Raw genomic sequence first — 12,592 nt, 5'->3', positions numbered from 1 at the left:
GTTATTTGCAGTCAAGGATCTAGATCCATCCGCCCCACTGCAAGATGAAAATACCAATGTTGGTGGTGATCGCCGCCATTAGCGTGGTGATCACGATGATCGACGCGGCCAGTTCATGATTGCCGTTGGCCGCCCTCGCCATCACGTAGCTGGCCGCAGCAGTCGGGCTGCCTATGTACAGGAACAGGATGCCCAGCTCCGCCCCGCGAAACCCACACAACCAGGCCCCAAGGGTACCGAGCAGCGGCAGCCAGAGCATTTTCACGAGGCTGGCATCGATGGCCAACCGACCACAGTTACGCAGGGCTGCCAGCGACAGCGTGCCGCCGATACAGATCAGCGCCAGCGGCAGGGTCATCTGCGCCAGGTAGTCGCCCGAGGTCAGCAGCCAGTTGGGCAGCGGCACCTGGCCATAAGCCATGGGAGCGGCCACCAGCACGCTGATGATCAGCGGGTTGCTGAAAATGCTCTTGCAGATACTCCACGGGTCGGACTTGAGGTCCGGGCTGTACACCGCCAGCACCACCGCGGACAGCGAGTTGTACATGAGGATGACCAGGCCTGCGAGCACCGCCCCCAGGGAGATGCCATAGTCACCGTACAGGCTGGCGGCCAGGGCCAGGCCTATCACACCGTTGTTGCCGCGGAATGCGCCCTGGGTATAGATGCCCCGGTCGGCCATCGGGCTGCGCCAGATGGCCATGCCCCAGGCAATGGCGAAACCGGCCAAAGTGGCGACGATGAAATACAGGAGGACGCCGGGTTTGACCGCTGCGGCCAGGTCGGCGTGATAGATGCCGAGAAACAGCAGCGCCGGCATGCAGACGTTGAACACCAGCTGCGAGGCGACACGGTTGAAGTTGTCGTCGATCAAGTGTATGCGTTTGAGCAGGACGCCCATGAACAGCATGGCGAAAACCGGTGCCGTGATGTTCAGGGTCTGGATAAGAAGGGCGAGCATGCGCAAGCGATCCTGGAGGGGGTTGCCGTCAGGCGGCCAATGATACGTCAACGGCCGGGATTTGCGGGGATCAAGCGCGATAAAAGGAATGTCTTTTCAGGTTATCCGCTGCCCGTACCGGCCTCATTGCACGCCCCCCACCGACTAGCACGCCGCGACTCATCGGTTCATACAAACCCGTGTCAGCCAGTCATTACAACCCCGCAGCAACCCAAGCCTTGTTCAGCCGCTTCTCCCGCGCCGACGCCGCCAGCGCCATCACCCCCTGGTCACGCTGCCAGATTTGCGCCCAATGCACCGGCCCTGCCGCCAACGCTGCATCGACCTCCCCCCGCAACGCCTGGAACTGCGCAAACAACCCGCCCAGCAACAAGTGACACCCCATGCTATCGGCACACTGCCGGCTCCCCTCGGCACAGCCGGCCAAAAGCCCGAGCAACTGCAGGCGCAGCCCCTGCGGCCAGGCGCACTCCTGCCCCACGCCATACAACCAGGCGGTCAGCGCCGTGAGTACATACAAGTCCTCCAGCGAACGGAACGGCTTCACATAGGCATCCCAGCCGTCACCGGCCAGCAACTCGCACGATGCCTGCTCCAGCAGCAATCGGCCATGACCGACTTCCGGCATCAGCGGCAGGGTTGGCAATGGCTCCAGTGTCACCCCCGGCTCCCCGGGGTAAACCACCGCCAGGCTCAGTTGCGGCGCAGCGCCAGCCGCTTCGCTACGCGCCGCCACCAGCAACCACTCCGCCTCCAGCCCCGCGGTAACGAAGTCTTTGCAACCCGACAGCCGCAGAGCGTCCAGCCGTGTGTGCATGTCTGCCGGCCGCACGCTGCGCCGCTCGGTGGCACACAAGGCGCCAAGGCTGTGCGGCGCACTGGGCCACAGCACGCGAAGGGCAGCCTGGTAACCCACCAGGAAGGCCAGGCCCGGGGTGGCCATTGCACGCCCGCCCAGTACCGCCAGTTCGAACGGGGTGGCCATTGCACGCCCGCCCAGTACCGCCAGTTCGAACGGGGCAACCGTGCCGAGGCGCTCAAGCAGCGCGGCGTAGGTTTCGCCCAGGGTGCCTGTCGGCGCGAGGCGAAGCGGATCGTTGAGTCGTTGCAACCAGGCCATGGAACAGTTCCTTGCTGGAGGGCTTTCAGTTAAGGCTCAGGGTGTGTCACGCAAGCATCACCAAAGATTCACAGGGGTGACACTGGGTCTACCTAGGCTGACTTTGCACAACAAAGCCGACCGGCCGCAACCCTTCTTGGCTGGCTTATGGAGACTCGTAATGACTCGGATCGCTACCGCTGGCGACTACAGCACTGAACGCCGTCTGCAAGCCGAACGCCTGGTTGGCGCCGCGGCGCTGCAAGAAGCCCAGGCCCTGCGCTATACAGTATTCAGCGCAGAGTTCAAGGCCAAGCTCAAAGGTGCCGAGCAAGGCCTGGACATGGACGACTACGACGTGCACTGCCGCCACATTGGTGTACGCGACCTGAGCACCGGCGAACTGGTTGCCACCACCCGCCTGCTCGATCACCAGGCTGCCAGCAGCCTGGGCCGGTTCTACAGCGAAGAAGAGTTCAGCCTGCACGGCCTGTTGCAGCTGCAAGGCCCGATCCTCGAGCTGGGCCGTACCTGCGTGGCCCCCGACTACCGCAACGGCGGCACCATCGCCGTGCTCTGGGGCGAACTGGCCGAGGTGCTCAACGAGGGCCGCTACAGCTATCTGATGGGCTGCGCCAGTATCCCCATGCAGGACGGCGGCGTGCAGGCCCATGCAGTGATGCAGCGCCTGCGTGAGCGTTACCTGTGCACCGAACACCTGCGTGCCGAGCCGAAAAACCCGCTGCCGAAACTGGCCTTGCCCAATAACGTCATTGCCGAAATGCCACCGCTGCTCAAGGCCTACATGCGCCTGGGGGCGAAAATTTGTGGCGAGCCATGCTGGGATGAAGATTTCCAGGTGGCCGACGTGTTCATCCTGCTCAAACGCGACGAGCTGTGCCCACGCTACGCCCGCCACTTCAAGGCGGCGGTCTGATGCCGAAGTTGCGGGTACTGGCCCGCCTCATCCGACTGCTGCTGGTGCTGGCGCAGGGCATGCTGATGGCCAGCATTATCGCCTTGGGTGAGCGCCTGGGCTTCAAGGCGCCGATCGAACGGCGCCAGCGCTGGACCTGTCTGTTCATGAAACGCCTGGTCGCCGCCCTGCCCTTCGACGTGAAGATAGTTGGCGAACTTCCACAGCGGCCGATGCTGTGGGTCAGCAATCATGTTTCCTGGACCGACATTCCCCTGCTTGGCATGCTCACGCCGCTGTCTTTCCTGTCCAAGGCCGAAGTGCGTCACTGGCCGGTGGCCGGCTGGCTGGCGGAAAAGGCCGGCACGCTGTTCATTCGCCGTGGTGGTGGCGACAGTCAGCGCCTGCGCGAACAGATCGCCGGGCAACTGGGGCTGGCTCGTCCGCTGTTGATCTTCCCCGAAGGCACCACTACCAGCGGCCGCACGTTGCGCACCTTTCATGGCCGCCTGCTGGCAGGTGCCATCGACCGTGGCGTGGCGGTGCAGCCAGTCGCTGTTCAGTACCTGCGTGATGGCCAGATCGACCCGGTAGCGCCGTTCATTGGTGAGGACGACCTGGTGTCCCACCTTATGCGCCTGTTCGCCCTGCCGCGGGGCGAGGTGTGCATCCACCTGCTGCAGCCAATAGGTAGCGTGGGCAAGGAACGTGCAGTGCTGGCGTTGCAGGCACAGCAGGCGATTCACCTGACGCTGTTCGGGGTTGAAGACGTAAAGATGGCGCCACGTCGGCAGGCGCGGGCTGCCTGAATGCTTGCACGGCCTGTTCTGGCCCTTTCGCGGGTGAACCCGCTCCTACACCGATCGCATTCCCCGTAGGAGCGGGTTTACCCGCGAAGAGGCCAGTATCACCCACACACCTCTAACGGTCAGACATCCGCCCTACCGCCGCAAACGCCTGCAACTGCGGGTAAAACTCGCGAAAATCCGCCAGCAGCGGCTCATACAGCCGCTCCAGTTCCACCATCACCCCAACCATCCCCTCTGGCCGCGACAAACGTCGGGCAATACCGTTGAACACCTGCTCCAGAGTGGCAAAATCGCCATACGCCCCGAGCCAGTCATCCGCTGCCATGAACGGCGCAATCCGCGCCAACCGCCCAGGCAGCTCGGGCTCTGCCAGCAGTACCCGATAAAACGCGCCAGTGAACTGCTCCAGCGGCTGCTCGGCGTAATGGCTCCAATGCCGTGCCAGGCAATGGTCGAAAAACACATCCAGGACGATGCCGGCAAAGCGCCGCCGCTCGCGCGGAAAACGTGCCAGAGCCGCCAGCACCAACGGGTGCTGGTCAGTGTAACTGTCGATATGCCGGTGCAGCCGGATGGCCGCCTCCAGCGCGGGCGGAAAGCGCCCTTCCAACGAGCCTTTGACAAAGTCGCCGTAAAGGCTGCCAAGCAATTGTTGCGGCGCCGGGCCGCCCAGGTGCAAGTGTGCGAGGTAGTTCATGAGCGCAGTCTAGCACCGCCGCCCGACATATCGTTATAACGCGATATATCGATTCGTGCTCAGCTCAGAACGCCTTCGTATTTGTATATCGAAATACAGCGAATTATATTTCGTCCTATCGCGATATACCGCTACAGCGAACCTCAAACCATGCCACTCGATCTCGACGAAATCATAAAAGCACTGGCCCACCCGGTCAGGCGAGAAATTCTCAGCTGGCTGAAAGACCCGGCAACCCAGTTCCCAGACCAGTACCACAGCACCGAAAACGGTGTGTGTGCCGGGCAAATCGACCAACGCTGCGGCCTGTCGCAGTCGACCGTCTCTGCCCACCTGGCCACGTTGCAGCGCGCCGGGCTTATCAGCAGCCAGAAGATCGGCCAATGGCACTTCTTCAAACGCGACGAAGCCACCATCCAGGCGTTTCTCGAACAACTGCGCCAAGCACTTTGACAAGGCAGGTAACCGCTATGACCACGCTTTTCGATCCGATCAAACTGGGCGACCTGCAACTGCCCAACCGTATCATCATGGCCCCGCTGACCCGCTGCCGCGCCGATGAAGGCCGCGTGCCCAATGCGCTGATGGCCGAATACTACGTACAACGTGCCAGCGCCGGGCTGATCCTCAGCGAGGCGACTTCGGTCAGCCCCATGGGCGTCGGCTACCCAGATACCCCCGGCATCTGGAACGATGAACAGGTACGTGGCTGGAACAACGTGACAAAGGCCGTGCATGCCGCGGGCGGTCGCATCTTCCTGCAACTGTGGCACGTGGGTCGTATCTCCCACCCCAGCTATCTGAATGGCGAACTGCCTGTGGCCCCCAGCGCGATCCAGCCCAAGGGCCATGTGAGCCTGGTGCGCCCACTGAGTGACTACCCTACCCCGCGGGCGCTGGAAACCGAAGAAATCAACGACATCGTCGAGGCCTACCGCAGTGGTGCCGAAAATGCCAAGGCTGCCGGTTTCGATGGTGTGGAGATCCATGGCGCCAACGGTTACCTGCTCGACCAGTTCCTGCAAAGCAGCACCAACCAGCGCACCGACCGTTACGGTGGCTCGCTGGAAAACCGCGCGCGCCTGTTGCTGGAGGTGACCGATGCGGCCATTGAAGTGTGGGGCGCGCAGCGCGTAGGTGTGCACCTGGCACCGCGTACCGACGCCCACGACATGGGCGACGCCGACCGCGCCGAGACCTTCACCTATGTGGCCCGAGAGCTGGGCAAACGCGGCATCGCCTTCATCTGCTCGCGGGAGCGGGAAGCCGACGACAGCATCGGGCCGCTGATCAAAGAGGCATTCGGTGGCCTGTACATCGTCAACGAGCGGTTCGACAAGGCCAGTGCCAATGCGGCCCTGGCCAGTGGCAAAGCGGATGCCGTGGCGTTTGGAGTGCCGTTCATCGCCAACCCCGACCTGCCGGCACGGCTGGCAGCGGATGCGCCGTTGAACGAGGCACACCCCGAAACCTTCTATGGCAAGGGGCCGGTGGGTTACATCGATTATCCGCGGTTGTGATCGAGGGCCATTCGCGGGCACGCCCGCTCCCACCGGTACAGCGAAAAGCTTGAAAGCTGTTCTTGATCCTGTGGGAGCGATCGTGCCCGCGAACAAGGCTCAGCTGATGTCACGGACGGGCGTTGATCTGTTGCTGCAGGTTCTGAATCTGGCTCTGCAGCGTATTCAGGTTACGCGTCATCTGCGCACGGAAGGCATCGAACTCCTTCACCGAAGCACCACTGGAGGACGCCGCAGCCGGGCGGTTGTCGATCTGGCTCTTGAGCACGACCATGTCCTGCTCCAGGCTCTGGATAGCCGCACTCGGGTTGCCCTGCTTCTTCAACGCTGCCACCTCGCCACCCAAACTCTTGAGCTGGCCGTCCAGCTTGCCGCCATCCACCTGCGCAGCCTTCAGCGCGGCAACCTGCTCGTTCAGGCTCTTCAACTGGGCATCAAGCTTGCCACCATCGACCTGGCCCGAACGCAGCGCCGCCAGCTCACCATTCACCAGCTTCAACTGCGCCTGCAACTGGCTTTGCAGCTCGGTCACGGCCTTCTGCTGTTCTCGGGTATCGGCCAGCACCTGCTCCAGACGCTTGCCCAGGTCGCCGGTCTGTCCGGCAACACCCTTCTGCAACTGGCGCAGCTGCAGCTTCAATGCCTCAGTGCTGGTAGTGGCGCCTGACTCGCTGGCCGCCACTTTGCCACTGATCGCCTGAAGTCGCCCAGCCGCCTCCTCACTGATGCGGGCAAAGCTTTCCTGGGTCGCCACCAGTTGCTGCTCCATCAGCGAGATCTGCTGGAAGCTCCACCAGCCCAGGCCCGCCAACGCGATGAACGAGGCACCGATCAAAGCCCACAACGGCGCCGTGCTGGCCCCGCGGGTGGCTTTCTGGCGGCTGCGCATCACATGCGCCGGTATCAGTTCGTCATCATCAACGGTGCCCGCACGCAAGGCAGGCACGTCATCGAAGTCATCGTGAGCATGGTTACGCATGTAGAGATTCAACCGCGGTAGTCACAAAGAGGCACGAGTATAAACCGCCAACGGGGTGCATTGATGACCATTATCAGCCGGGCGGCAAATGCTTCCACCAGCCACAGAATTCATCCACCGCCGTCCACAGGCTGACCTTGGGCTCATAGCCCAGGTACTGCCGGGCACGGCTGATATCCAGGGTGAAATCACGGCTCATCACCTGCATTCCAAGGCGCGACAAGGTCGGTTGCGGACGCCCTGGCCATAACATGCAGGCCGCCTCGTTCAGCGCGGCCAGGCTGTAGGCAAGGCCATAGGAACGGTAGCGGGTCACCTGGGGAAGCTGCATCTGGCGCATCACGTAGTTGACCACGTCCCACAGCGGCAGTGGCTGGCCGTTGCTTATGTTGTAAGCCTGGCCCAGCGCCCGGTCATCAGCGAACAATGCACTCAGCAGCGCCTCGTTGAGGTTGTGGACACTGGTGAAATCGACCTTGTTCAGGCCATTACCGATGATCGCCACACGCCCTTTGCGCTGCATCTGCATCAGCCGCGGGAAGATACTGGCATCGCCAGCGCCGGTGACGAAGCGCGGACGCAGCGCCAGCACTTCCAGGCCGAACTCCTGGGCACCGAACACTTTCTGCTCGGCCAGGTACTTGGTTTGCCCATAGTGATCGTGGAAGCGACGCGGCACCTGGTCTTCACGGATGTCCAGACGCGAACGGCCATTGAAATAGATCGACGGCGAAGACAGATGCACCAGGCGCCGCACATGCTCCTTCAGGCAGCCCTCGACCACGTTCTCGGTCACCACCACGTTGCCCTGGTAGAAATCCTGATAGCGCCCCCAGTTCCCCACCGCGCCAGCGCAGTGCACCACGGCTTCGACACCCTGGCACAAACGCCGGGCCAGCTCGGCGTCACCCAGGTCGCCCGGGATGAACTGTGCGCCACGCTTGACCAGGTGCTCGACCCCTTCGGCACGGCGGCCGCTGACGCGCACGTCCAGGCCTTGCTCCAGGGCGAAACGCGCAAAGCGCCCGCCAATGAAGCCACTCGCGCCGGTGACCAGAATTCGCATGTAACACTCCGTCTTGCCAGATTTCAGATGCAACTGACGCCAGCCATGGCTACAAGGGCACCAGCCAATGTTGTGCGGTGTGCCGCAGGTGGTCGGTCAATTGCGCGAGCAATTGCCCGCCATTGCGCCAATGATGCCAGTACAGCGGTACATCGATGGGGGTATCGCGACAGATTTCCACCAATTGCCCACTGGCCAGTTGCTCCCGGGCCTGCAGTTCGGGCACCAGGCCCCACCCCAACCCAGCCTCGGTCATGCGCAGGAAGCCTTCGGATGAAGGGCACAGGTGGTGCAGGAAACCACCCTCTATGCCCAGCGATGCCAGGTAGCGATGCTGCAGAAAATCGTCCGGGCCGTACACGATCGCCGGGGTACGGGCCAAGCGGCTGGCGACAAAACCTTGGGGGAAGTGCCGCGCCATGAACACGGGACTGGCCAGCGCCCGGTAGCGCATGGCCCCCAGGGGCAAACTGCGTGCGCCGGCTACCGGCCGCTCACTCCCACACAGGCAGGCTGCCACTTCGCCGGCACGCATGCGTTTAAGGCCCACTTCCTGGTCCTCAACCACCAGGTCGGTCAGCACGTTCTGTTGTGCGCAGAAGTTGCCCACCGCGCCGGCCCACCAGGTGGCCAGGCTATCGGCGTTGAGGGCGATGCGCAGGCGCTCCGGCATGCCCTCTTCGTCCAGCGCCGGTACCTGGCGCTGCAGGTCGCGCTCGAGCAGGCGCACCTGCTGCACATGGTTGAGTAGCTGGCGGCCGACTTCGGTCGTGCCGGGCGGCGTGGCACGCACCAGTACCGGCTGGCCGACCCGCGCCTCAAGCAACTTGATGCGCTGGGAAATGGCCGACTGCGACAAGCCCAGTACCTGCGCTGCACGCTCGAAACCGCCTTGTTCGATCACTGCCGCAAGGGCAGCCAGCAGCTTGTAGTCGAACATCGATTTTCCTAATGGGTGATCAGCTTTATTTGTTTTTCTTATACAGCGCCGAACATCACAATGGCCAGCATCTTCCGTGACCCTTTTTGGAGAGCCCTGCCATGTGGCAAAGCTATCTCAATGGCATGCTGGTGGCCTTCGGCCTGATCATGGCCATCGGCGCCCAGAACGCCTTCGTCCTCGCCCAGAGCCTGCGTCGTGAGCATCATCTGCCGGTGGCAGCACTGTGCATCGTCTGTGATGCCATCCTCGTGGCCGCCGGGGTATTCGGCCTGGCCACCGTGCTGGCACATAATCCGACCTTGCTGGCGATTGCCCGCTGGGGCGGCGCGGTGTTCCTGATCTGGTACGGCGCCAAGGCGCTGCGTAGCGCCTGCTCCAAGCAGAGCCTGCAGCACCAGCAAGGCCAGGGCGTTCGCTCACGTCGCGCCGTGCTGCTCAGCGCCCTGGCGGTGACCCTGCTGAACCCGCACGTGTACCTCGACACGGTGTTGCTGATCGGCTCGCTGGGCGCCCAACAGTCCGCCCCTGGCGCCTACGTGGCCGGGGCGGCCAGCGCTTCGCTGCTGTGGTTCTCGACCCTGGCCATTGGCGCGGCGTGGCTGGCACCGTGGCTGGCGCGGCCGGCGACCTGGCGCATGCTCGACCTGATGGTGGCAGTGATGATGTTTGCGGTGGCTGCGCAACTGATCTTCAACTGACCTCGGGGCTTGGCGCGGCATATTCATCGACTGCAAGATCGAGCGACACTCGGTCTCACAGGCAACACCCGCGCAACGGCGAGCCGCCGGTCGGCTCAGCCCAACCCCTCCGGAACCTCTATTCCCTATGTTTGTTGCGTGGTTATGCGCCGGGCCCGGTGCTATGATCCAGCGCTTGCGTCGCAAAGAGTACAGACTCGCCGACGCTTATCGGGCCGCCCGTGATCGGCCTTGCGCAAACCGCAAACAGACCTGAATCAGGAGATCCACCATGGCTTTTGAATTGCCGCCGCTGCCGTACGCCCATGATGCCCTGCAGCCGCACATCTCCAAGGAAACCCTGGAGTATCACCACGACAAGCACCACAACACCTATGTCGTGAACCTGAACAACCTGGTCCCAGGCACCGAATTCGAAGGCAAGACCCTGGAAGAGATCGTCAAGAGCTCTTCGGGCGGCATCTTCAACAACGCCGCTCAAGTCTGGAACCACACCTTCTACTGGAACTGCCTGTCGCCAAACGGCGGCGGCCAGCCGACCGGTGCCCTGGCTGACGCCATCAACGCCGCTTTCGGTTCCTTCGACAAGTTCAAGGAAGAGTTCACCAAGACTTCGGTTGGCACCTTCGGTTCCGGCTGGGGCTGGCTGGTGAAGAAAGCTGACGGTTCCCTGGCCCTGGCCAGCACCATCGGCGCCGGCTGCCCACTGACCAGCGGCGACACCCCGCTGCTGACCTGCGACGTCTGGGAACACGCCTACTACATCGACTACCGCAACCTGCGTCCGAAGTACGTCGAGGCGTTCTGGAACCTGGTCAACTGGGCCTTCGTTGCCGAGCAGTTCGAAGGCAAGACCTTCAAGGCCTGAGTCCCTCAGCCTGAGCAAGAAACCCGGCCACGTGCCGTAATGCTGTCAGTCCAGCATTGCCGCCCACGCCGGGCTTCCTCAAAAAACCGATGCCAGTCTTCTGGCATCGGTTTTTTTTCAAGGGATCTGGAACGGGCCAGCGCACAGGGCTTTCATGAAGCGTACTGACCAAGCCAGCCAAGGCTATCTGCGGTAGCGCCCTTAGGCCGGTACTCACACCCGACCCACCCCGCATACCCGCGCTGCTCCAGCGTCGCAAACAACCCTGCAATGTCCATCTGCCCCGTCCCCGGCTGATGCCGCCCAGGACAGTCGGCCACTTGCACATGCACCGTACGCTCAAAGAACTGTGCCAGCACATCGGCCGCATTTCCGGTCAACAACTGTGCATGGTAAAGATCAAGGATCAGCCCGAGACTCGCATGCGCCTCCAGCACCTGCTGTGCCTTGCTGAAGTCGGACATGTAGTACCCTGGCATTTCCTGCGTGCAGATCACTTCGATCAATGGCCGCAGCCCCTGGTCCTCGAAAAATTTCACGGCGTAGTCCAGGTTGCTCGCGTACACCTTGCCGGCGCCATCCTCGTGGGTTATCCCGGACATCAGGTGCACATCCGTACATGCCAGTGTGCGGGCATAGCTGGCTGCCTGGCGCAGCCCGTCACGAAACTCAGGCTCCTTGCCCGCCACCGCAGCAATGCCCTTGGAAACGCCAGCCGGTGCGGCAAACTGGATCAATGGCAACGCATACTTCGCCAGTTGATCAGCCAACAAACTCGCATCCAACTCATAGGGCGAGGGGAATTCCACCGCGCGAAATCCGGCGGCAGCAGCGGCTTCGATACGCTGCAGAAAAGGCAGTTCGTTGAACTGGAAGCCAAGGTGAGCATTGAATTTGAGCATGTGTAACGATCCATCCCGGGAAGAAAACATTCGTCGTTCCAAAGCCTGAGCCGCGGCTCCGGCGCTGCGCTGGCGGCAACTGCGCCAGCTCGCTGCGTGCAGATACTCAGGACCTTCGTGTGTGGTATTTTCCTGCCCCAGTCCGACCCAAATCTGCCGGATCGACTGAAGTCAATCATTCGGAATACAGCCTGTGATCAAGAAAGATCTCGCCCTGCAATTGGCCCCTCGCGTCATCGAGATGATCCGCGCCCGGTCGATGAAGGCCGGCGAGCCATTGCGCGAGCAGACCTTCGCCCAAGCCTTCGGTGTCTCCCGCTCCCCCATCCGCAGGGTATTCGCCCTGCTCGCCGAGTGGAACATCGCGGTGCAGGAGCCCAATCGCGGCTATTTTCTGAAACAGGACGCCGGGCAGATCCAGGAAGCCACCGTACCGCCCGCCTGCGACCCCTTCGAAGACTTCTACCTGCGTGTGGTGGACGACATCCTCAACGGGGAAATCCCTGCCGAATTCTTTGAAGCCCAGCTACTGCGACGCTACTCTGTGCCTCGCGGGCAACTGCTCAAGGTCCTCAACCGGCTGGCAAGCGAAGCCATGGTGGAGCGCAAGCCCGGGCAAGGCTGGAGCCTCAACGAATTCGTGCACAACGCCCAGACCCACATCCAGAGCTACCGCTTCCGCATGGCCATCGAGCCGGCCGCACTGCGTGAGCCGGGCTACAACGTGAACCAGGCCGCCTTTGCCAAAGCCAGGGCGCAACAGCAGGCCATGCTCGACGGCGAGATTCACACGCTGTCACGTGCCCAACTGTTTGAAATCGGCGCCCAGTTTCACGAAATGATCGTGCAATGCTCGGGCAACCTCTTCTTCATCGATGCCATACGCCGGCAAAACCAGCTCAGACGCTTCATGAGCTACAAAGCCAACGTCGACCGCAGTCGCCTGATGACGCAATGCCTGGAGCACCTGCACCTGCTCGACCTGATAGAGTCCGGTCGGCGTGAAGAGGCCGCACGGTTTCTCTGGAAACATCTGGACGAAGTCGGCCGCCTCAAAACCGGCCAGGATGCCTTGCAGGAAAGCCAGCAGGCATAACCCTTCTCCTACCTTCCTCCAATCCCGCGCGTGAATCA

The 12,592-nt window shown here is 62.4% G+C and carries 14 protein-coding genes; 7 read left to right on the top strand and 7 right to left on the bottom strand.

What is annotated here, in order from left to right; translation table 11 throughout:
- Positions 1-19 precede the first annotated feature (19 nt).
- Both ACF8GF_RS07290 and ACF8GF_RS07285 read right to left on the bottom strand, forming a co-directional pair.
- Positions 20-961: an AEC family transporter gene (locus tag ACF8GF_RS07290; RefSeq protein ID WP_176683762.1), complete on the bottom strand. Its 942-nt coding sequence runs from the start codon at positions 959-961 to the stop codon at positions 20-22.
- A gap of 193 nt (positions 962-1,154) precedes the next feature.
- Complete coding sequence (locus tag ACF8GF_RS07285; RefSeq protein ID WP_392519737.1) at positions 1,155-2,081, bottom strand: acyl-CoA dehydrogenase; 927 nt, start codon at positions 2,079-2,081, stop codon at positions 1,155-1,157.
- Positions 2,082-2,241: 160 nt separating this feature from the next.
- On the opposite strand from ACF8GF_RS07285, the gene olsB reads away from it, so the two are divergent.
- On the top strand, positions 2,242-2,997 hold the full coding sequence (olsB, locus tag ACF8GF_RS07280) for an L-ornithine N(alpha)-acyltransferase (RefSeq protein WP_003255175.1): 756 nt from the start codon (positions 2,242-2,244) through the stop codon (positions 2,995-2,997).
- The gene (locus ACF8GF_RS07275; protein ID WP_392487879.1) at positions 2,997-3,785 is read left to right on the top strand and encodes a lysophospholipid acyltransferase family protein; all 789 of its coding nucleotides are present in this window, start codon (positions 2,997-2,999) and stop codon (positions 3,783-3,785) included. Before olsB ends, ACF8GF_RS07275 begins: the two co-directional genes overlap by 1 nt.
- A gap of 112 nt (positions 3,786-3,897) precedes the next feature.
- Here ACF8GF_RS07275 and ACF8GF_RS07270 read toward each other — a convergent pair whose 3' ends face one another.
- Complete coding sequence (locus tag ACF8GF_RS07270; protein WP_176683765.1) at positions 3,898-4,482, bottom strand: ACP phosphodiesterase; 585 nt, start codon at positions 4,480-4,482, stop codon at positions 3,898-3,900.
- A 150-nt stretch (positions 4,483-4,632) separates the two neighbouring features.
- Here ACF8GF_RS07270 and ACF8GF_RS07265 point away from each other — a divergent pair, with 150 nt between their 5' ends.
- Both ACF8GF_RS07265 and ACF8GF_RS07260 read left to right on the top strand, forming a co-directional pair.
- Positions 4,633-4,935 (top strand): helix-turn-helix transcriptional regulator, encoded by a 303-nt coding sequence (locus ACF8GF_RS07265; RefSeq protein ID WP_003255178.1) that lies wholly within the window; start codon positions 4,633-4,635, stop codon positions 4,933-4,935.
- Positions 4,936-4,952: 17 nt separating this feature from the next.
- The gene (locus ACF8GF_RS07260) at positions 4,953-6,002 is read left to right on the top strand and encodes an alkene reductase (protein ID WP_392487878.1); all 1,050 of its coding nucleotides are present in this window, start codon (positions 4,953-4,955) and stop codon (positions 6,000-6,002) included.
- A gap of 109 nt (positions 6,003-6,111) precedes the next feature.
- On the opposite strand, the gene ACF8GF_RS07255 is transcribed toward ACF8GF_RS07260, so the two are convergent.
- The 3 genes from ACF8GF_RS07255 to ACF8GF_RS07245 all read right to left on the bottom strand — a co-directional run bounded on the left by ACF8GF_RS07255 (position 6,112) and on the right by ACF8GF_RS07245 (position 8,987).
- Positions 6,112-6,981, bottom strand: coding sequence for an ATPase (locus ACF8GF_RS07255; RefSeq protein ID WP_176683767.1), 870 nt, complete (start codon positions 6,979-6,981; stop codon positions 6,112-6,114).
- A gap of 73 nt (positions 6,982-7,054) precedes the next feature.
- Positions 7,055-8,047: an NAD(P)-dependent oxidoreductase gene (locus ACF8GF_RS07250; protein WP_176683768.1), complete on the bottom strand. Its 993-nt coding sequence runs from the start codon at positions 8,045-8,047 to the stop codon at positions 7,055-7,057.
- A gap of 49 nt (positions 8,048-8,096) precedes the next feature.
- Positions 8,097-8,987, bottom strand: coding sequence for a LysR family transcriptional regulator ArgP (locus ACF8GF_RS07245; RefSeq protein WP_176683769.1), 891 nt, complete (start codon positions 8,985-8,987; stop codon positions 8,097-8,099).
- Positions 8,988-9,088: 101 nt separating this feature from the next.
- Between ACF8GF_RS07245 and ACF8GF_RS07240 the strand changes: the two genes are divergently transcribed.
- A complete protein-coding gene (locus tag ACF8GF_RS07240; RefSeq protein WP_003255185.1) occupies positions 9,089-9,688 on the top strand; it encodes a LysE/ArgO family amino acid transporter in 600 nt (199 codons plus the stop codon).
- A gap of 271 nt (positions 9,689-9,959) precedes the next feature.
- On the top strand, positions 9,960-10,556 hold the full coding sequence (locus ACF8GF_RS07235; protein ID WP_003255187.1) for a superoxide dismutase: 597 nt from the start codon (positions 9,960-9,962) through the stop codon (positions 10,554-10,556).
- A gap of 152 nt (positions 10,557-10,708) precedes the next feature.
- On the opposite strand, the gene ACF8GF_RS07230 is transcribed toward ACF8GF_RS07235, so the two are convergent.
- Positions 10,709-11,458, bottom strand: a complete 750-nt coding sequence (locus ACF8GF_RS07230; protein WP_176683770.1) for a hydroxypyruvate isomerase family protein — start codon at positions 11,456-11,458, stop codon at positions 10,709-10,711.
- Positions 11,459-11,651: 193 nt separating this feature from the next.
- Here ACF8GF_RS07230 and ACF8GF_RS07225 point away from each other — a divergent pair, with 193 nt between their 5' ends.
- Positions 11,652-12,554 (top strand): GntR family transcriptional regulator, encoded by a 903-nt coding sequence (locus ACF8GF_RS07225; protein ID WP_176683771.1) that lies wholly within the window; start codon positions 11,652-11,654, stop codon positions 12,552-12,554.
- Positions 12,555-12,592: the final 38 nt, after the last annotated feature.

The sequence above is a fragment of the Pseudomonas sp. yb_5 genome (assembly GCF_043103865.1).
Classification (GTDB): Bacteria; Pseudomonadota; Gammaproteobacteria; order Pseudomonadales; family Pseudomonadaceae; genus Aquipseudomonas; species Aquipseudomonas putida_Y.
This window is presented reverse-complemented; position numbering and strand designations above follow the sequence as displayed.